Genomic DNA, 19020 nt, shown 5'->3' with positions numbered 1-19020 from the left:
CGTTGCCACGCAAACCTAAGAGCTTTACCAGTAAAGGTAAGGCTCTTTTTTTGTGTAAAAATTGCCACCGTTTAGTGGTAGAAGGGGGATTGGCTTCTGGATTAATGAACCATATCATTCTTCCAATTGATGTTGGTAACTGAGTATCCTAAACCTAATAAAGAATGGACCATTGGTTAACGGTGGTAGTTATTGCCAATAGGGTCAAATTAGTATCGATCTTGCCCCAACAGGGTTTCGATAAATCAATGTTATTTTTTGGCAAAGAGTGTATCCTAATAAAAAATACCTCGTTATGAGGAGAAGAAAGGATGATTAAACATGGAAGCATATCAAGCTTTAGAGCGGCGACGCAGTACACGGTGGTTTTTAGACCGCCCAGTAGCCATCGAAGATTTAAAAAAGATTGCGGAACTCGGCCTGCGGTCTCCATCCTGGGTCAATTCCCAACCCTACCATGCCCACATCGTTACTGGATCAACTCTGGCCAAGATCAAAGAGGAGTTTCTGGCTGCTAGCCAAGCGGGGAAGGCGAGCCAACCAGAACTAGCCGCTACCCCGCGGAAAGACTGGTCCCAAGATGCTCAGGAGCACATGGCCCACTGGCAAGCGGGGGTAAAGACCACCCTGGGAGACATGGAACCACTACAAGAGGCGGCAATCCACCTATACAACGCTCCGGCGGTGGTCTACCTGACCCTGCCCAAGGGTTACTCACCCTGGTCCTTGTATGATCTGGGCGGTTTTGGCATGGGGATGATCATAGCTGCCACCGAGCGGGGAATCGCCAGCTTACCGGCTTACCGTTTTGTGGTCTACCCAGATATTATCCGTAAGTACGTTACCATTCCAGAAGATGAAGTGTTAATTCTGGGGATCGGTCTGGGCTACCGGGATCCGTCAGCAGTAGTCAATCGGATTACCGCCCCACGTAAACCACTGACTGAGCTGTTGGACTATAAGGAGTAACTAATAATGTCAGAACAAAAAATGGTGGCGCAGCAAGGAAGAATGTGGCAAAAAACGTTGACCAATGTAGCTAACTCGGTCCGCCAGCAGGGAAATGCTACATCATTTAGCCCGGATTTAGTAGCCTATAATCCGATTTCACCGCTTAATGGGCGGCGGGTCGCATTTTTAGGTTCCTCAATTACCTACGGGATCTTTGCCAAAGGAGTTTCTTTTGTCGATTACCTGCAAGCTAAGGATGGCTTAGTGGCGACTAAGGAGGCCGTTTCAGGGACCACCTTGGCTGGGGAAGAAGTCAACGGCTATTTAAAGCGGATGAAACGGCGCTTCACGGGTCAGAAAGAATACGATGCCTTTGTCTGCCAGTTATCAACTAATGATACTCGTTATGGAGCAACGATTGGTCAGCGGACACCGGAGGATCAAAGGGAGGGATTTGATATTTCAACCACCCTGGGGGCGATCGAAGAAATTTGCTCCTACGTTCAGACCACGTTGCACTGCCCAATTATTTTCTATACGTGTTTAAACGCCGCTGATGATGGGACTTACGCCCACCTAATTGATGAGCTTAAGCTGCTACAGAAAAAGTGGAAGTTTGAAATCATTGATCTCTTTAACAATGCTGGGTTAAATGCTGCCACGACGGCCCATCCCAACGCTATGTTTGATGAGGTGCATCCCACCCAGGAGGGCTACCTGAAGCTATGGCTACCGGTTTTTGAACAAAAGTTAAGCGCCCTTTTTAGCTAGTGGAAAGCACAGGATAATTAACTCCCTGGATCCACGAAACAAGCTAAAAAACCATGACAACTTAGTGCCACAAAGCCCCTAGTCAACCAATTACTCTGGATGATGATTCAAAATAAGCATGGCTTTCGATCAAAACAAGGTATTAACAGATCACTTGTTGTCAACCAACTACCTAGGATATGATAAACGAATAGGTAATTATAAGTAAGCAGGAAAGGAGCACATTAACTGATGAAAAGCGCAATGTTTATGAAGGAAGGGCTCGTTGAAGTCCAAGAAGTCGACAAGCCAACTGTCAAAAAGTCAGACGACGTTGTGATTAAGGTTTTGCGGGCCTGTGTATGTGGTTCTGATCTGTGGGCATACCGGGGGCTCGATGATAAGCCGGCCAACTCGCTCAACAGTGGTCACGAGGCAATCGGACTCGTTGAAGAGGTCGGCGAAGACATCACCACCGTTAAGCCGGGGGACTTCGTGATTGCTCCGTTCACGCACGGTTGTGGGCACTGTCCCGCTTGCCTAGCCGGTTTTGACGGGGTCTGCCAGAATCACACCGACAACTTCTCCGCCGGGACCCAGGCTGAATACTTCCTAGTTCAACACGCTCAGTGGAGTCTGGTAAAGGTGCCGGGGCAGCCGGAAGATTATAGTGAAGCTATGCTTAAGTCTTTCCTGACCCTGGCCGACGTGATGGCCACTGGTTACCATGCTGCCCGGGTTGCTAACGTTAAGCCAGGCGATACCGTGGTTGTGATGGGTGATGGGGCGGTTGGCCTGAGTGCCATTATTGCCGCTAAACTCCGTGGGGCTAAGCGGATTATTTCAACCTCGCGGCACGCCGACCGCCAAGCCTTAGCAACCGACTTTGGCGCTACTGATAATGTGGCCGAACGTGGCGATGAAGCGGTCGAAAAGATCCTAGCCATGACCAATGGCGGGGCCGATGCCGTCCTCGAATGCGTAGGGACCGCTCAATCCACCGATACGGCAATGAAGGTGGGTCGACCAGGTGCCATTGTTGGCCGGGTTGGTTTACCGCATGATGCTACGATGGACATGGCAATGCCGTTCTACCGCAACACTGCCGTTGCTGGTGGGCCGGCTTCCGTTACCACCTATGACAAGGATCTTCTTTTAAGGGCCGTCTTGGATGGTAAGATCAACCCAGGGAAGGTCTTCACCAAGACCTTTACCCTAGATGAGATCAACGAGGCCTACCAAGCCATGGCCGATCGTAAGGTTATCAAGAGTTACGTTAAGGTTAGCGACTAAGCTAAGTGCACATAAAAAGGCCACCGATTTTTCGGTGGCCTTTTTGTATATCCTTATAGTTGCGCTTCAACCGCTTGATTAACGGCGTCTGCTTGGCTTTCAATCAAGTCAACCCGGCTGGAAACCACTTCAATGTCCATGGTGATTTCACGGGTTAAACCGGCAACGCCCTTCTTTGGTTCAAAGAAGGCAGCAAATTCCTCGGCCCGTTCCTTGGTGTGGAAGACGGCGGCGGTAACGGTGATGAAGGTGGCAAATTCCATGTCGCCCCCAACCGTCTTATCCAGCCAGTCCCACTCGTTTCGGATCCAGTCCCAGGCTAGTTGTTGGCCGGCTGGGTTAGCCAAGACGCCCCGGTACCAGCCCCGTAAGTCCTGAGGCTTGATCGTAGTGGCGTCTTCAAAGTGGTCGACAATCTCCTTGAGTTGGGCTACATCGGAGGTGGCCACTAAGGCACCCCGCAAGTCCTGCTTGTAGCTTGGGTCGCTGGTGGTCCGGTAGTCGGTCAGCAGCTGGCTAAAGAGGGCGGGACTATTGAAGTTTTGGACCTCGTTTTTAAGGACCAATGGCCGGATGGTGGCCTCAATATCAATTGGTTGATCCCGGTGGGCTAAGAACAACTGGTGAGCACTGTTTAAGGCCCGTTGGTTTTTGGCGTACAAGGCCGCGTTCAAAACCAGTGGCCGGGTCAGTTGATCATCGATTGGTTCGCCGTCTTGTTTCTGCCAGGTTAAACGGGCAACTTGATCGTCACTGAGCCGGTCGAAGAAGCGCTTCAGATGGGCCTCTTGATCGCTTGATGGGGTAGTGAAGTTCTTCAAGAAGTTGGCAATCTGGTACAGGGCGGTGTTAACGATCGAAGACGGCTGATCCTTGAACTTGGTCAAAAGCGGCACTAGTTCGGCATAAGAGCGGTGCTGACCCTCAGCCAAGAGCCGCAGGTCCTGGAGGAGCTGGCGCTGGGTGATAGCGTCTAAGCGATCAGCGGACGTCATAATGTCGTTTAAAAGGGTGGTATCGTAGTCAACGATAAAGTGAGAGTTGTTGCCGACGTTGATTCGTAGCGGTTTGCCAGCTTCTTCACGCAGGGCTTGGTAGTCACCAAGGTCCAGGTCTTTTTCCTTCATGATCCGTGGGGCAGTGAAGTTGGCGTTCAGTGGAATCTCCCACTGGCGGCCTTGATCCGTCCCTTGGCCGATGAAGAACTGTTCTTGATGCAGGTGGAGGTGGCCATTTTCAACCTTAGCGGAAACGACGGGGTAGCCTGGCTGCTCCAACCAGGAGTTCATGATCTCGCCGATGTTAATACCAGAGGCCTGGCCGAGGGCCTGCCATAAGTCGGCTCCAGTGGCGTTAGCATATTGGTGGGCGGCAAAGTAGTTCTTGAGCCCTTCGCGAAGCTTTTCGTCGCCCAGGAGGGCCCGGACCATTACCAACATTCGCGATCCCTTAGCGTAGACGATCGCCCCGTCAAAGAGGGCATCAATTTCAGCCGGGTCGTTAACCGCAACGTGGACTGACTGAACCCCATCGGTGGCGTCACGCTGCAGGGCCATTGGGGCTTCGGTGGTTTGGAAGAGTTCCCAGATGTGCCAGTCTGGCTCCAGGGCATCGACGGCCAGGTATTCCATCATGTTGGCAAAGGATTCGTTAAGCCACAGGTCATCCCACCACTTCATCGTTACCAGGTCACCGAACCACTGGTGGGCCAATTCGTGAGTGATGACAGTAGCCACAACCCGCTTCATGTCTAAGGCGGTGTTATCCGGATCAATTAGCAGGTATGCTTCCCGGTAGGTCACTAGCCCCCAGTTTTCCATTGCCCCAGCCGAAAAGTCCGGCAGGGCCAGTTGCCAAGAGTGAGGCAGGGGATACTTGGTTTGGTAGAAGTCCTCGTAGAATTCAATGGCCCGTTTAGCGATATCTAAGGCAAAATCGAGTTCCTTCGCCTGGTGGGCCTTGGTGGCAAAGACGCCCACCTTAACCCCGGACGTTGTTTGGGTAACCTTTTTTTGCATGTCGCCAAAGGCAAAGGCGACCAGGTAAGTCGACATCTTGACGGTAGGTTCAAAGTAGTGATAGCCATCCTCGACCCGTTCCTCGGGCATGTTGGCGATCACGGTTTCGCCCGGCTGTTCATCAAACTTGATGGCTAAGGTAAAGGTAGCCTTGGCCTCTGGTTCGTCGATGCCTGGGAAGGCCTGGCGGGCAAAGGTGGTTTCAAACTGAGTACCGATCAGTTCCTTTTGCTCACCGTCAACCTGGTAATAGGATGGGTAGATTCCCATCATCGTATCAGTCAGGGGGGCGGTGTAGTCGATTGTTACGGCTACCGGTCCACTCTTTTCCAGGGTGAAGGTCAAAGATTCTTGTTCATCGCTACTTTCAAATGAAAGGGTACGCCCTTCAACCATCACAGAAGATACCTTTAAAAACTTTTGGTGGAAAGAGACGGTGTTTTGCAGGGCCTGTCCCGTGACGGTAACGTGGCCGGCAAACTGCTTCTTTTCACGGTTAATATCGAGTTTAATGTCATAGTGATCTGGGTGAAAGGCTTCGAAAAATCGGGTAACTGCCATATTGATTACTTCCTTTTTTTGGATTACCCCCTAGTATACGCCGGTTCACAGAAGGGCAAAAGAAAAGACCCCACCGGCCAGCGCCGAACAGGGTCTCAAAAAGGGGTGGTTAATCATTGGCGTGAACGTCAAAAGCACTCAAGAGCATGTCGGCAATCCCCGGGGCGTCGGGATTGTGAGTCCCTTTGCCAGTGTCTAGTGACCGCAGAGAAGCAACTTCTGCTTCAGTCAGGGTGAAGTCAAAGAGATCCAGGTTACCAGCCATCCGGTCCTTGTGGGTCGACTTTGGCAAGACGATGATCCCCTCCTGGTTTTCAAAGCGTAGTATCACCTGGCCGGCATTCTTGTGGTACTTATCGGCTAGCGCTAGGACCGTTTCGTTAGTCAACATGTTGGCGTTACCGGCACCCAGCGGGGCCCAGGCCTCAATTTTGACGTCCAGCGGGTTTAAAAGCTTACGCAGTTCTTGTTGTTGGAAGAAGAGGTTGAACTCAACCTGGTTAACGGCCGGAATGGTGGCGAAGTTGGGCACGAACTTGTTCCAAATCGTTGGGGTCATGTTGGAGACTCCAATCGACTTGATCTTACCAGCTGCCTTGGTATCTTCTAAGGCCTTCCAGGCCCCAGGGACGTCGCCGTAAGGCTGGTGAAGCAGGTACAGATCAATGTAGTCGAGGCCGAGCTTTTGCAGGGATGTTTCCAGTCCCTTGGTAGCCTTTTCGTAACCATAGTCTTGCAACCATAGTTTGGAAGTGACAAAGATCTCCTCACGTGGGATGCCGGAGTCCTTGATGGCCTGACCAACTTCTTGTTCGTTAAAGTAGGCCACGGCCGTATCGATATGGCGGTAGCCAACCTCTAGGGCCTCTAAAACGGCCTGGTAGGTTGAACCATCGGCCGGGATGCGAAAGACCCCGAAGCCAACGGCGGGAATTTGATTGCCATCGTTGAGTTGAATTTTTTCCATTGTTAATCCTCCTTAACGTAGTTGATTGAGGCTAGACCCAAAGATTTGTTCAATTGTGACTGGATCGCGGTGGTCAAAGAATTGGCTAACCCCGGTGTCTAAGGCCCTGATCATTGCCATATCCGCATCGCTTAAGGTGAAGTCAAAGACATCCAAGTTTTCGGCCATTCGGTTTTGGTGGACTGACTTGGGAATAACGACGATCCCCCGCTGCAAGAGCCAGCGTAAGACCACCTGGCCAACCGACTTATTATATTTAGCACCGATTTCTTTTAAGGTGGCGTTGTTAAACAGGTCGCCCTTACCTTCGGCAAACGGGGCCCAGGCAGTTACGGCAATGCTTTCACCCTTAGCAAAGGCAACGGCAGGTTCTTCTTGGTACCAGGGATTGATCTCGATTTGGTTCATAACTGGCTTGACCGAGCTCATTAACTCAAGGTTCTTTAATTGGTCGGGATAGAAGTTGGAAACCCCGATTGCCCGAATCTTACCGGCCCGGTAGGCTTCGGTAAGGGCTTGCCAGGCACCATAAGTGTCACCGTAGGGTTGGTGGAGGAGGTACAAGTCAAGGTAGTCGAGCCCCAGTTTTTCAAGGGAGGCGTCAATCCCCTTCTTGGCCCGCTCGTAGGTGAAGTCAGACACCCACAGCTTGGAGGTGACAAAGATCTCCTCGCGCGGGATACCGGATTCCTTGATGGCCTGGCCAACCGCCTCTTCGTTTTGGTAGGAGGCCGCCGTATCAATCATCCGGTAGCCAGTTTGAAGGGCGTCCGCAACGGCCTGTTTGGCCTCCGTTAGATCGGGAACCTGAAAGACCCCAAAGCCCATTTGGGGCATTTCAACACCGTTGTTCAGAGTGATTTTTGGAATAGTCATTTTGGTCATCCTTTCGTTTAACTGTTTGTCTCATTGTAGGGTAGGAGTAATTAATTGAAAATTACCTTTTGAACATGCTAGGATACGGGCAACGTATACTAAGGGAGGGAAACTGATGATTGAAAACTACCTGCTAGAAGAACTGGTAACCTTTCAAAAACTGGGGACCCTGCAGAAAACAGCCGCACAACTGGCGATCACCCAACCGACTGTTACCCGGGGGATGCAGAAGCTGGAGGAGGAACTAGGGGTGAAGCTTTTTGATCGCCAACCCAATCGAATCCAGCTAACGGCGGCCGGAGAACTAGCGGCGAAGGAAGCGGCTGCGGTGCTTGAACGAGAGGACCAGATGGTGACCCGGGTACAGAACTTTGTGGCTCAAAACCGGGCCCTTAAAATTGGGGCGGTGATGCCCGGGCCCCTGATTATTTTGGAACAAATGGTGGGCGCCCCTTTGTTCAACCACCAAATTAACCATCGCTTGTTAGCCCCGGCAGAGGTGGAAGCGACCCTTTTTAATGACCAGCTGGGGATGGTGTTTACCAACGTCGACTTGACGGGAGGGGACCTGGTTAGCCTGCTGATCGGTGAGGAACGCCTCTTTGTCGCCTTAGATCGGTCCCTCCCCCAGGCAAACCAGACTGCGGTCAGTTTTGCCGACTTAGCTGGGATGTCATTCATTGTCCTAGATGAAATCGGTGCCTGGAAGGACGTGATTGACGAGGAAATTAAAGACGCCCACTTCATGTATCAAAACGAGTGCAATGCCATGGCAGAAATTATCCACCACTCCAACTTTCCCTACTTTACTACCAACGTGACGATTAAAGACGAGGCCGACCGGGTTAAATGCGCAATTAAGGATCCAAAGGCCGTGATGCCAATTTATGCCACGCTTAAGAGGAGCCGGTACACGCAGGTTGCCCGCCTGGTGGAACACATGAAAGCGAGGTGGGCAAAGTTACCGACTAGTCCATCATCCGGGGGAACAAATGTGCTAAAATAGGTCCATTAATTAATGGATTGAAAAGAGGATCTTATGGGAACTGTGATCATTTTGCCGGACCTGGGCCAACAAAGGGCGGCCTGGAACAGCTTAGCGGTGGGGAACCGCCAAAAACAGGTGGTAGATTACGAGGCGGCGTTAAAACAGACGCCGGACTTTACAGCCCTTAGCGCGGGGATTGTGGAGCTGGTCCGGGCCGCTGAACAGCCAGTGACGGTTGTAGCCAATGGCTTCGGCGCCATTTTGGCCCTCAAGGTGGCCGCTAGCCAATCGGGGCGCATCGACCGACTTCTATTAGTTGCCCCTAACTATCACCTCACGGCCGACTTAACGGTCAGGGTGCTACCGGCTTTATTTCAACCGAAACCAATCAAAAACTTGCTGCGGACCGTGGACGGGTTGGAATTAACCAAGTGGCTAACCACCGTTCAGTGCCGGGTCAGCGTTATCGCCAGCCCCCGCGACCGGGGGGCAGTCGACCTGGACATGCGAATGGTCGATAGCCATTTTGTGGCCGTGGGGCCCCTAAAGAGGGGAATTAGTGAAGAGGCCTTGGCCGCTATTGAGGAGGAACTGGCCTAAGAAGGTAACGACCGTTAGTTATCATTGATAAAAAGTAAGCTTAAGGAGGAACTACCATGTTACACAATCCAATTGTTGACCTCATTACTAACCACCGTTCGATCCGTAAGTTTAAGGACCAACCCTTGAGTGAAGAACAGTTACAAACCCTGTATGCGGCGGCCAGCCAAACTTCGACATCGATGTTCATGCAACAGTTTTCGATTCTGCACGTGACTGACGCCAAACTCAGGAAGGACGTTCAAAGCATTTCCGGACAGCCCTACGTCGGAGCTAACGGGGAATTATTCGTCTTTGTGGTCGACCTGTACCGCAACCAGCAAATCCGTCGGCAATTGGGGAAAGACGACGGACGCTTGCACACGACTGATATTTTCTTCCAGGCGGTTGAGGATACGGTCCTGGCCCTGCAAAACTTTCTGACCGCCGCAGAAAGCCTTGGCCTGGGCGGGGTAATTTTGGGCTCAATTAAAGATGATCCAGCCGAATTAGTCCGGGTCTTGGACATGCCCAAGATGACCCTCCCGCTTTTGGGGCTTCAGGTTGGGGTTCCGGACCAAGAGCCGCAGTTAAAGCCCCGCCTGCCAAAGGAACAAATCGCCTTTGAAAATCACTACCCGACCGACTTTAAGGTTGATAACCTGCATGAATACGATGAAGTGGTTACCACTTATTATGACCTGCGGGAAGCTAACCGGCGGATTGATTCCTTTACCAAACAGATTTCCGGCGCCAAGTTAGCCGTTCACGATACGAGTCGGGATAAGCTAGCTGCCACCATTCAGAGCCAGGGATTGGCACTGGACTGGGGGAAAGACTAGCTGAGCCCCCAACTTTTTGGTATTCTAAAGGAGCCACCGTAGCTTAATAGGTAGAGTGTCATTCATGGTAAGGATGAAGGTGCTGGTTCAATCCCAGCGGGTGGCTTAAATTAATCTACTAGGGGGCTGTGACACCGAGTCACAGTCCCCTAGTTTAGTAAGCGGGGATCTTTAGCCCCACTTTTTTTTCTGATATAATTGTTAATGCAGCTAATTAGGACGCTTAAGAGTCCTGATTATGGAATAAAATTTTTGATATGGTGGAGTCTGTCAGAAAGGAAATTTATGTCTTTTATAGTAACGTTGACGGGGATTTTGCTGGTTACCCAGGTGGTGTCGCACTTCTTTAACCGCTGGGGAATCCCCGACGTGATCGGCCAGATTCTGGTTGGTATCGTGGCGGGACCGGCCGTCCTGGGCTGGATTCACCAAACCGCAATGATCGAGGAGTTCCAAGAGATCGGGGTGATCGTCTTGATGTTCATTGCCGGTCTGGAGAGTGACCTGTCACTGCTAAAAAAATACCTTAAACCAGCCATGGCCGTTGCCCTAGGTGGAGTGATACTACCAATTGTGATCATGGGGCTGAGCTCGCAGCTCTTTGGCTTACAGTGGTTCGAATCCCTCTTTATCGGGGTGATCTTTTCGGCGACCTCGGTTTCCATTTCAGTGGCCGTTTTACGCGAGTATGGTCAGCTTGACAGCAAGGAAGGAGCAACCGTCTTAGGGGCAGCCGTAGCCGACGACATCGGTGGGGTCTTGATCTTAAGCATCTTGATCTCAGTGATGAACGGTAAGGGCGGTGAATCGTCAACCAGCCTGCCGATGATTATTATGATGCAGGCACTCTTCTTTGGGGGGACTTACTTCTTAGTACGCTGGCTGGCACCGTATCTGATGCGGCTAAGTAAGCGATTCTTGACTACGGCGGCTCCAGCCGTGATGGCAATGATTTTGTGCCTGGGGATGGCCTCCTTAGCTGACATGGTTCACTTGAGTGGGGCCGTGGGAGCCTTTTTCGCTGGGATTGCAGTGGCCAACACTAAGACCCGTCATGATATCGCGGAAGCCTTTGAGCCCCTTGGCTATGCCGTCTTCATCCCGGTCTTCTTCGTCAACGTCGGGCTGGTGATGAGATTAGACCACTTCTTTGACTCGCTGGTTTTCATCGTTTCGATGACGATTCTGGCCTGCTTAACTAAGTTGATCGGGTCTGGTGGGGGGGCCATGCTGATGGGCTTTGACCGCCAGTCTAGTTACGTGATCGGTAGCGGGATGATTGCCCGTGGAGAAATGGCCTTGATTACCGCCCAGATTGGTTATGAGGCCCACCTCCTGTCCTCCAAGTACTATTCGGATGTAATCACGGTAATCGTCTTAGCGACCGTCTTGGCGCCGTTTATCTTAAAACACGCCTTAAAGCGACAGCATAATTCCGTTACCAATTAAATGAAAAAAGCGATCTCGCCACAAAACGGTGAGATCGCTTTTTTCATTTGGCGGAGAGCTCCGCTGGGTGGGTAATGGTTAAAAACTGGCTGGTGTTCCCGGAGAGCGCGGGAGTTACCGGGCCAATCGTCAGCATCGTCAGGGCGTGCATTGCTCGCGTGGCCATCGTGTACAAGAGTCCGATGGCTTGTGTTCCCAGGTGGGTATCGGCGACGTTAGCAACCACGACCCCATCAAATTCAAGCCCCTTGGCGAGGTAGATCGGCAAAATCAAGATCCCGCTAGGCAACTGAGTATCGGCCTCGGTCAGGCGGTGGAGGTTGGCCACCCGACCATAGAGGTGGTGGTAGACTTGCTTGGCCTCCTCTTGGTCCTTGGTCAGGACGGCAACGGTATCAAAGCGTCCTTGCATGTTTTGAACTGCCTTAACCAGACCAACTTGCCAGGCGGCTTGGTGGTAGTGAACCTGGAGCTTGACTGGTTCACCGTGGCGAGCAAAGGCAGTGATCTGGTCGCCATCGGGGAGGAGGGCCTTGGCGAAGGTGGTGATTTCATAGGTTGACCGGTAGGATCGGTGCAAGGCAATCAGGCGGGGATGCCTGGCCCCCAAGGCGCTTTCGATCCGCTTAAGCAGGACTTCGGGAAGTTCCAGGGGGTGAAAGAGGGCTTGTTCAGAGTCGCCGATCACGGTGAACCTAGCCGACGGGAAGGCGTGCTTTAAGTAGATCAAGGTAGCTAGGGAATAGTCTTGCATTTCATCGATGAAGACATACTGGTAGCTCCGATTTTGCCCACCCCCGGTCAAGAGGTCGCGCAGGTACAAGAAGGGGGCCGTGTGAATAAGCTTGATCTGGTGGAATTCAATTCCTTGGCTGAAGTCGTTGGCTAAAGCTAGGCGGGCCGTCTCCGTTACTGGACCGTTCAGTGGTAGGCGCAGTAGGAATTGATGGTAAAGAGTGAAGAAGTCTAAGAAGTAGTTATTATAAATAGCATCGGCAATCACGCGTAACCGGCGTTTAGCCAGACGCCGGGCTAAGTAGGCGTTGGCTGCCTGTTCGTCTTCAAAGTCATCAATCGTCTTTTTACCGTACAGGATATGAAGCTCCTGGTTAGATAAGGTATCAAGTTCTTTTTGCACCCAATCATGCTTGGCCTCAATCGTTGCCTGGTGCTGGAGGCGCCGGATGAGGATATTTTTGACCTTGACCAGTCGGTCGGCCACGCTCATTTTGGCGACCTGGTGGTCATAGATACGTTTGATTTCCTCTTTTGAAAACATAATTCGCCCTTCAAAGTTGAGATTGCTAAACAAGAGGGGGGCTTGGCCATTCGAAAGGGTGGTTAGATAGTCTTTAACGGCGGCCATGCTGGCAGAAGATTCCATCCAGTCATCGAGTACGTGGGAATCGCCCCTTTGGTTCCGTACCTCGTAGCGGTCAAAGAGGGATTCGACCTGGAGTCCCTCAAAGCGCCGGGTTAAGAAGTTAGAGAGGGTAACCTGGCGCATGTTGCGTTCCCCTAGAGAGGGCAGGACCGAGGCAATGTAATGGGAGAACAAGAGGTTAGGTGAGAATAAAACGATCTGGTCGGCGTTTAAGGATTCGCGAGCGTGGTAGAGCAGGTAGGCAATTCGTTGCAGAATGGCCGAGGTCTTCCCTGAGCCGGCCACCCCTTGGACCGCCATCAGGTCGGCGGTGGTGTTTCTGATAATGTCGTTTTGTTCCTTTTGGATCGTGGCAACGATATTTTGCATGGTCCGGTCGTTCTGGCGTCCCAAGGCCGCTTGCAGCATGGCGTCCCCAACCGTTTCGTTGGTGTCAAACATGTTTTCAATCTGACCATTATGGATGGTGAACTGACGCTTTTTTATTAGGGTGGTGCGCTGGAGTCCCGCCGGGGTCTGGTATTCGACCGGGCCGAGGGTACCGTTGTAATAAACCCCGGCAATGGGGGCGCGCCAATCATAAATCAAAAAATTGGTCTTATCTTCGTTCATCAACGAGGCGGTGCCAATATACAGGGATTCAACCTCCTTTTCGCCCGGGTCCTGGATGTCGATACGGCCAAAGTAGGGTTGGTCACGAAGCTGCTTTAAGGTCGCCAGCTGGTGGGCCAGAATGGTTTCATTTTCGCTGGCCCGGGCCACCAGTTGGCGTTGCTGTTCAATTTCAGACCGTGATTCGGCGATATCATCGACTTCGTAGCGGTTAATCGAGGCGTTTTCGCTGTAGTTTTGTTCAACCGCCCGGGTTTCTCGGTGGGCGGCGGTCAGAGCGTGTTCGGCCTCCAAAATCTGACGATCGATTTCTTTGATTACCCGGTTCACCCGGGCTTGTTCGATTGCTCGTTGTTGTAGTTGTTCAGTCACCAAAAGGCCTCCCGTAAAAAAATTATCTATTCATTGTAGCACTCACCGTTTGGGAAATAACAGAAATCTGCTACGGCAAAAAACGGACTTAAGATAAATTGCGCTTCCGGGGGATTATTCGTGTTGCCTGGTGACGAAAAATGGTAACATAGGATGGATAACATTACGAAAAAACAAATTTAAATAAAGGGGGGTGATGAGTCGTGGAAAACCTAGCGATTGTTGACCTAGGCTCAAATTCCGTCCGCATGGCAATCACGGAAATTGCCGACAACGGAGACTTTCGGGAGATCAAACGGGTCAAGGAAAACACCCGCTTATCCGAGGGGATGGGAACGGAGAAAATCCTCCAACCCAAGGCGATTGAGCACACGATTGCAGCCTTGAAACGGTTTAAGCGGCTTTATCAGGGCTTGCCCAATCTACGGGTCAGGGCGATTACCACGGCCGCCGTTCGGCAAGCCAAAAACCGCCGGGAATTTTTGGATCGGGTCAAAAAAGAGACCGGGTTGGAATTTCAGGTGCTGTCCGGGCGCAAGGAAGCCTACTACGATTACTTAGGGGTGGTGCGAACGTTAAAATTGAGTCACTGCCTGATCTTAGACGTAGGTGGGGCCAGTAGCGAGTTGATCCTAGTTCAACATAAAAAGGCTCGCGACTTGATCTCATTACCGTTTGGAGCGGTGAATCTATCGGAACAATACCACCTTGGCGGCTTTGTGCGGGCCGCGGACCTCTTCCGGGCCCAATCAATGGTGACCGAACGTTTTAATAAAATCCCATGGTTGCGTTACGCCACGCGGGTACCAATCGTTCTTTTGGGTGGGGCGAATCGGACCCTTGCTCGGATGAGTTATGCTCGCCGCCGCCAGCACGGCAATACCTTTCACGGTTACCGTCTGTCGTCCAGGGTGGTTTACGGGACCTACCGGGAATTATTAAACCGTAACCTGGCTCAGCGTAAGAAGATGCCGGGGCTTGAAGCTGATCGTGCCGATATCATCATTGGGGGAATGTTACCGCTGATTTGTTTGCTGCAGCGGAATAGTGACGGCCGGGTGATCTTCTCGGAATCGGGAGTACGTGAAGGCATCATTACCGAATACATTCAAAAACGGCAACGGGGGGAGCAACATGACTAAGAATTGGCAACATGGGTTTTACAAGCGGAGCGCACAGGAACGGCGCAACCTGGTTAAACAAATGTGCGCCCTTAGCGATGAACAGTTTGCGACTCTGGAAAACCAGGCGACCAGCCTGGGTGACCAGCTGGTGGAAAACTACGTGACTGATTACCACCTCCCCGAAGGGCTCTTGGTAGGGTTGGTGGTTAATGGCCGTGAGTACACCATGCCAATGGTGACCGAAGAGCCGTCAGTGATTGCCGCGGCCAGCAATGGTAGTCAGCGGGTGGCCCAAAGCGGCGGCTTTCATGCCAGTGCTGAACCACGCTCCTTGGTCGGCCAAGTGGTTTTAACTAACATTGACGACTATGATGCTCTGGCCACCTGGTTGAGTGAACACGAAGAAACGATTTTAACGGTGGCTAATGACGCCCACCCGTCAATGAAAAGGCGCGGAGCCGGTGCTAAGGGCCTCCGGGTTCGGATCGAGCCGCCCTTTTTAAGCCTGGACCTTTTAGTTGACGTATCCGAGGCAATGGGGGCGAATTCGGTCAACACAATGGCTGAGGCAGTGGGAGCCTGGCTAAGGAAGCAGGGTTACACCGTCTTGACGGCCATTTTAAGTAATCTGGCGACCGAAAGCCTTCAGACGGTAACCTGCCAGGTTGACCCGGCCCACCTAGCGACCAGTGATATGACCGGTCCCCAAGTCGCCCGTCGAATTGCTTTGATGAGCGACTTGGCCCAGGTTGATGTCTACCGGGCGGCCACCCACAATAAGGGGATCATGAATGGGATTGATGCCCTAGTTTTAGCCAGTGGCAATGACTGGCGGGCCATTGAGGCTGGTGCCCATGCCTACGCCGCCCGGGATGGCCACTACCGGGGACTTGCAACCTGGCAAGTTGATGGTGACCGCTTAGTGGGTCGCCTGACCCTCCCAATGCCAGTGGGGGTGGTTGGGGGCTCCATTAAAACAACCCCGCAGTCCAACACAAACTACCAAATCTCACAAATCAAGAGTGCCCAAGAGCTAGCCGGTGTGATTGCCGCCGCCGGCCTGGCCCAGAACCTAGCTGCCTTGCGGGCTCTGGCGACATCTGGTATTCAAGCGGGGCACATGAAATTACAGTATCGTTCGCTGGCCCTAAGCGTGGGGGCAACCATCGCTGAGGTGCCCCGGTTGACCAAACGCCTGGCCCAGCTGAGCCACGTTGATCGCCAGGTGGCAAGCGACATACTGGCCCAAATTAGAAAGGAAACAAACGATGGCAGAAGAGAAAATTGAGTTAGTAGCACCGGTTAAGCAATTACTAAAAGAAGTTGACGACTTGTACCCACTGGGAATGGTACACGTTGATTTCACCGGTGACAAGAGTGGCGTTGTGCGCCATGATCAAGCGGAATTAAAGCAGTTACCGGGGATGATGGTCGTTCAGGTAAAGGACCTGACGGCGCCAAATTACACCGCCTCACACGAACTGCTACATCTTTGGTATACCTTGAAGCAATACCCGCAAGTTCTCTTTAACCTGTCTTGGGGCGATAAGGATCTCGATGATCAATCACGGATGTTTGCCACTGGCCTATACAATGCCGTGATGCACCGGCTGATTGTCGCCGACCAGCGTAAGTGGGGCTTGATCAACGAAACAATTGAACAAGAGTACCTTAAGGGCCTTGAAGCCGCTCTGCCAGAAGAGGATGCTGACCCGCTGAGCAGTGCTGACCAGAAGATGAATACCCTGGTACGAGTGATTAACCTCTTTGATGCCGTGACCTTCTTTGGTAACCACTTAGCGGTTGTGGAGGAGGAGTTGAACCAGAGGTACCCGTACGCCCTTAAGGTGGCGAAGGAATGGCAAGAAAAGATCTTTAACCGGCCGATGGAAGGCCCGTGGGAAACTCGGCGGACAATTGTCAACCTCTTCAAGCTGGTTGACGAACAACTGGGTTGCTGGGGGTTACCGCTTTTAAACAACCAACGTTACGCGACCGTAACGCCGGTCCTCTCTAAGCGACAATTACGCTTAGAGGTTAAGCAGGTCTTTGAAATCTACCGTTCCGACATGCAACTGAAGGATAATCAAGGAAATGCCTACACTGGCCTGCGACGGGGCGACGGGCAAAATTCCTTTGTCATTCCAAGGCCAAAGGGAAACGCACCGGAGGAATTTGTTAAGCTCTACGCCGAGCCAGTCCAAGAGTTCTTGGAGAAGCGCGGCTTTCCTTACACTGTTCGGGAGGGATAACCATGTTAAAGCAGCAAGCCTTATTTGATTCGGCCCACCACATTGTCTTTTTGACCGGGGCCGGGGTGTCAACAGCATCCGGGATTCCGGATTTTCGGTCCGCTAATGGCTTGTACAAGCAAAACCAAAATGCAGAGTATTTCTTGAGCCACCGTTTCTTTATGAGTGATCCGGCGGGCTTTTACGATTTCTGTAAGAATAATCTGTACTTTCCAGAGGCCCGGCCCAACGTCATCCACGAAAAGCAGGCGGCCTTGACCCGGTTAGACAAGGCGAGTGTGATCACCCAAAATATTGATAACCTGTACGAATTGGCCGGGACCAAGCACCTGGTCGATTTTCACGGTAACCTGTTTGACGTTTATTGTGAAAAGTGCCACGCCCACGTGCCGGTCGAAGAATACTTGCAAAACCGGCTACATAAGACCGATCAAGGATCGCTACGCCCCAATATCGTTTTGTATGATGAGGGAATCCCAGAAAGGGCGATTCGCCAGTCTTTGGCGGCGATTCAAGAAGCCGACCTAGTTGTGGTGGTTGGCACGTCAATGAAGGTTTACCCCTTCGCCGGGTTGCTTGAGTACGTCCGCCCAGATGTCAAAATTTTGGCGGTCAACCAAGAGCCATTGAACTTGCCGGGTAATTTTGAAATGGTGGTTGAAGACGCCGTTGATTTCTTTGCCCAGCTTAAGGTAAATTGAGATTGAAGAAAAAGCCCCTAATACCCGGTTAACCGGATACTAGGGGCCTACTTTAACTAATTATTAAAATCCATGAAGGAGGAAGAAGGTATGAGTAAACAAGTAAAACGGACAATTAACATCATGTTGGTGTGTCAATTCCTGATCTGTTTGGGAATGAGCCTTATTTTTCCGGTTGAACCGGCCATCAAGGCGACTTACCACTTGTCAGCTTTTGATATGGGGGTAATGGCAGCCTTATTTGCCCTGGTTCAATTTATTGCCTCGCCGGTGGTTGGTCGGGTCTCAGATAAGTGGGGGAGAAAGTCAATGCTGGTCTGGGGACTGGGGATTTTTGCCGGGGCTGAGTTCTTATTTGCGGCTGGGAACTCTTTAACTGCCTTTAACTTATCGCGGGCAATTGATGGGCTAGCAGCCGCCATGTTTGTCCCTACTTCGATGGCCCTAGCCGCCGATATCACTACGCAAGCCCAGCGGCCGAAGGTGATTGGCTGGCTATCAGCCTCATTTTCTGGGGGACTGATCCTGGGTCCCGGGATCGGGGGCCTCTTGGCGGCCGATAACTTCAAGCTTCCCTTCTGGGTGGCTGGAGTCCTAGGGGTGGTGTCGACGATCGTGGCATTGGTATGGTTGCCTAGTGATAAGGAGGTTGGAGTTTCCCATCATGAGCATCATCACCAAGGAAAGTCGACGATGACTGCCTTAAAGGAGATCTGGTCACCAACGGTCGGAATGCTGTTCTTAATGATCCTGGTGGCTGCCTTTGGTTTGGCCGGCTTTGAAGCAATCTACTCGCTTTACGTTAACCAGGTCCATGGCTTTAGCCTGGGTCAGATTGCCTTCGTCTTAACCTTAAATGGGATTGCCTCCCTAATCCTGCAGGTTTTCTGCTTTGAGTCAATGGTCAGGTGGCTGGGGGAGTTAAAGCTGGTGCGTTGGGCCTACTTGCTAGCGGCGATTGGGACAGTTTTCGTGATTTATGACGGAATCGCCTGGCAGATTACCCTAGCAACCTTGGTCGTCTTTGAGGCCTTTGACCTACTACGTCCGGCGATTACAACCCTTTTGACGGACCTGGGGGAAAATAACCAGGGATTGATTAACGGGATGAACATATCGTTGACTAGCGTTGGGAACGTGGTTGGACCTCTTTTGGCTGGGGCGTTGCTGGATAAAAACTACCTTTACCCATATTGGATGGTAATTGTCTTTTTGCTGGGGGCCTTTTTATTGACCTTTACCATCCGGAAACTGGTTAGATCCTAGTGGCTTGCAATCGGCCCCTAATCAGTGCAAGATAG

General features: G+C 51.8%; 16 protein-coding genes and 1 tRNA gene. 13 read left to right on the top strand and 4 right to left on the bottom strand.

Annotation, left to right across the window (positions count from 1 at the left end; genetic code table 11):
• Positions 1-321 precede the first annotated feature (321 nt).
• The 3 genes from AOQ57_RS07355 (at position 322) to AOQ57_RS07345 (ending at position 2994) form a co-directional block, all read left to right on the top strand.
• The gene (locus tag AOQ57_RS07355; RefSeq protein WP_093626668.1) at positions 322-969 is read left to right on the top strand and encodes a nitroreductase; all 648 of its coding nucleotides are present in this window, start codon (positions 322-324) and stop codon (positions 967-969) included.
• Positions 970-975: 6 nt separating this feature from the next.
• The gene (locus AOQ57_RS07350) at positions 976-1722 is read left to right on the top strand and encodes an SGNH/GDSL hydrolase family protein (protein ID WP_235789030.1); all 747 of its coding nucleotides are present in this window, start codon (positions 976-978) and stop codon (positions 1720-1722) included.
• Positions 1723-1953: 231 nt separating this feature from the next.
• On the top strand, positions 1954-2994 hold the full coding sequence (locus tag AOQ57_RS07345; protein ID WP_093626666.1) for an alcohol dehydrogenase catalytic domain-containing protein: 1041 nt from the start codon (positions 1954-1956) through the stop codon (positions 2992-2994).
• A 53-nt stretch (positions 2995-3047) separates the two neighbouring features.
• On the opposite strand, the gene AOQ57_RS07340 is transcribed toward AOQ57_RS07345, so the two are convergent.
• From AOQ57_RS07340 to AOQ57_RS07330, 3 genes are all read right to left on the bottom strand, one after another.
• Complete coding sequence (locus AOQ57_RS07340) at positions 3048-5573, bottom strand: M1 family metallopeptidase (protein ID WP_093626664.1); 2526 nt, start codon at positions 5571-5573, stop codon at positions 3048-3050.
• 109 nt (positions 5574-5682) lie between these two features.
• Positions 5683-6540: an aldo/keto reductase gene (locus tag AOQ57_RS07335; protein WP_093626662.1), complete on the bottom strand. Its 858-nt coding sequence runs from the start codon at positions 6538-6540 to the stop codon at positions 5683-5685.
• Positions 6541-6552: 12 nt separating this feature from the next.
• On the bottom strand, positions 6553-7416 hold the full coding sequence (locus AOQ57_RS07330) for an aldo/keto reductase (RefSeq protein ID WP_093626660.1): 864 nt from the start codon (positions 7414-7416) through the stop codon (positions 6553-6555).
• Positions 7417-7531: 115 nt separating this feature from the next.
• Here AOQ57_RS07330 and AOQ57_RS07325 point away from each other — a divergent pair, with 115 nt between their 5' ends.
• The 5 genes from AOQ57_RS07325 to AOQ57_RS07305 all read left to right on the top strand — a co-directional run bounded on the left by AOQ57_RS07325 (position 7532) and on the right by AOQ57_RS07305 (position 11274).
• Entirely contained in the window at positions 7532-8422 is an 891-nt protein-coding gene (locus AOQ57_RS07325) for a LysR family transcriptional regulator (protein ID WP_093626658.1), read from the top strand.
• 33 nt (positions 8423-8455) lie between these two features.
• On the top strand, positions 8456-9004 hold the full coding sequence (locus tag AOQ57_RS07320) for an alpha/beta hydrolase (RefSeq protein ID WP_093626656.1): 549 nt from the start codon (positions 8456-8458) through the stop codon (positions 9002-9004).
• Between the two features lie 56 nt (positions 9005-9060).
• On the top strand, positions 9061-9825 hold the full coding sequence (locus tag AOQ57_RS07315) for an NADPH-dependent oxidoreductase (RefSeq protein ID WP_093626654.1): 765 nt from the start codon (positions 9061-9063) through the stop codon (positions 9823-9825).
• Positions 9826-9857: 32 nt separating this feature from the next.
• Positions 9858-9931: transfer RNA gene (locus AOQ57_RS07310), tRNA-Thr, on the top strand.
• 179 nt (positions 9932-10110) lie between these two features.
• Positions 10111-11274, top strand: a complete 1164-nt coding sequence (locus AOQ57_RS07305) for a cation:proton antiporter (protein ID WP_093626652.1) — start codon at positions 10111-10113, stop codon at positions 11272-11274.
• A gap of 43 nt (positions 11275-11317) precedes the next feature.
• On the opposite strand, the gene helD is transcribed toward AOQ57_RS07305, so the two are convergent.
• Entirely contained in the window at positions 11318-13642 is a 2325-nt protein-coding gene (gene helD, locus AOQ57_RS07300; protein ID WP_439950845.1) for an RNA polymerase recycling motor HelD, read from the bottom strand.
• A gap of 203 nt (positions 13643-13845) precedes the next feature.
• Between helD and AOQ57_RS07295 the strand changes: the two genes are divergently transcribed.
• From AOQ57_RS07295 to AOQ57_RS07275, 5 genes are all read left to right on the top strand, one after another.
• Positions 13846-14784: a Ppx/GppA family phosphatase gene (locus tag AOQ57_RS07295; protein WP_093626648.1), complete on the top strand. Its 939-nt coding sequence runs from the start codon at positions 13846-13848 to the stop codon at positions 14782-14784.
• Entirely contained in the window at positions 14777-16054 is a 1278-nt protein-coding gene (locus tag AOQ57_RS07290; protein WP_093626646.1) for a hydroxymethylglutaryl-CoA reductase, degradative, read from the top strand. The genes AOQ57_RS07295 and AOQ57_RS07290 overlap by 8 nt, the downstream gene beginning before the upstream one ends.
• On the top strand, positions 16035-17018 hold the full coding sequence (locus AOQ57_RS07285; RefSeq protein ID WP_093626644.1) for an IpaB/EvcA family protein: 984 nt from the start codon (positions 16035-16037) through the stop codon (positions 17016-17018). The genes AOQ57_RS07290 and AOQ57_RS07285 overlap by 20 nt, the downstream gene beginning before the upstream one ends.
• A 2-nt stretch (positions 17019-17020) precedes the next feature.
• Positions 17021-17719 carry an NAD-dependent protein deacylase gene (locus tag AOQ57_RS07280; protein ID WP_093626642.1) on the top strand — a complete coding sequence of 233 codons (699 nt, stop codon included), beginning with the start codon at positions 17021-17023 and terminating at the stop codon, positions 17717-17719.
• A gap of 90 nt (positions 17720-17809) precedes the next feature.
• Complete coding sequence (locus tag AOQ57_RS07275) at positions 17810-18985, top strand: MFS transporter (protein WP_093626640.1); 1176 nt, start codon at positions 17810-17812, stop codon at positions 18983-18985.
• Positions 18986-19020 lie beyond the last annotated feature (35 nt).

It is taken from the genome of Limosilactobacillus gorillae, assembly GCF_001293735.1.
In the GTDB taxonomy this organism is placed as follows: domain Bacteria; phylum Bacillota; class Bacilli; order Lactobacillales; family Lactobacillaceae; genus Limosilactobacillus; species Limosilactobacillus gorillae.
This window is presented reverse-complemented; position numbering and strand designations above follow the sequence as displayed.

Coding starts and splice junctions, on each gene's coding strand:
- AOQ57_RS07325 (WP_093626658.1), top strand. CDS start 7,532: ATGATTGAAAACTACCTGCTAGAAGAACTGGTAACCTTTCAAAAACTG.
- AOQ57_RS07285 (WP_093626644.1), top strand. CDS start 16,035: ATGGCAGAAGAGAAAATTGAGTTAGTAGCACCGGTTAAGCAATTACTA.
- AOQ57_RS07330 (WP_093626660.1), bottom strand. CDS start 7,416: ATGACTATTCCAAAAATCACTCTGAACAACGGTGTTGAAATGCCCCAA.
- AOQ57_RS07315 (WP_093626654.1), top strand. CDS start 9,061: ATGTTACACAATCCAATTGTTGACCTCATTACTAACCACCGTTCGATC.
- AOQ57_RS07280 (WP_093626642.1), top strand. CDS start 17,021: ATGTTAAAGCAGCAAGCCTTATTTGATTCGGCCCACCACATTGTCTTT.
- AOQ57_RS07340 (WP_093626664.1), bottom strand. CDS start 5,573: ATGGCAGTTACCCGATTTTTCGAAGCCTTTCACCCAGATCACTATGAC.
- AOQ57_RS07290 (WP_093626646.1), top strand. CDS start 14,777: ATGACTAAGAATTGGCAACATGGGTTTTACAAGCGGAGCGCACAGGAA.
- AOQ57_RS07345 (WP_093626666.1), top strand. CDS start 1,954: ATGAAAAGCGCAATGTTTATGAAGGAAGGGCTCGTTGAAGTCCAAGAA.
- AOQ57_RS07335 (WP_093626662.1), bottom strand. CDS start 6,540: ATGGAAAAAATTCAACTCAACGATGGCAATCAAATTCCCGCCGTTGGC.
- AOQ57_RS07305 (WP_093626652.1), top strand. CDS start 10,111: ATGTCTTTTATAGTAACGTTGACGGGGATTTTGCTGGTTACCCAGGTG.
- AOQ57_RS07350 (WP_235789030.1), top strand. CDS start 976: ATGTCAGAACAAAAAATGGTGGCGCAGCAAGGAAGAATGTGGCAAAAA.
- AOQ57_RS07355 (WP_093626668.1), top strand. CDS start 322: ATGGAAGCATATCAAGCTTTAGAGCGGCGACGCAGTACACGGTGGTTT.
- AOQ57_RS07320 (WP_093626656.1), top strand. CDS start 8,456: ATGGGAACTGTGATCATTTTGCCGGACCTGGGCCAACAAAGGGCGGCC.
- AOQ57_RS07275 (WP_093626640.1), top strand. CDS start 17,810: ATGAGTAAACAAGTAAAACGGACAATTAACATCATGTTGGTGTGTCAA.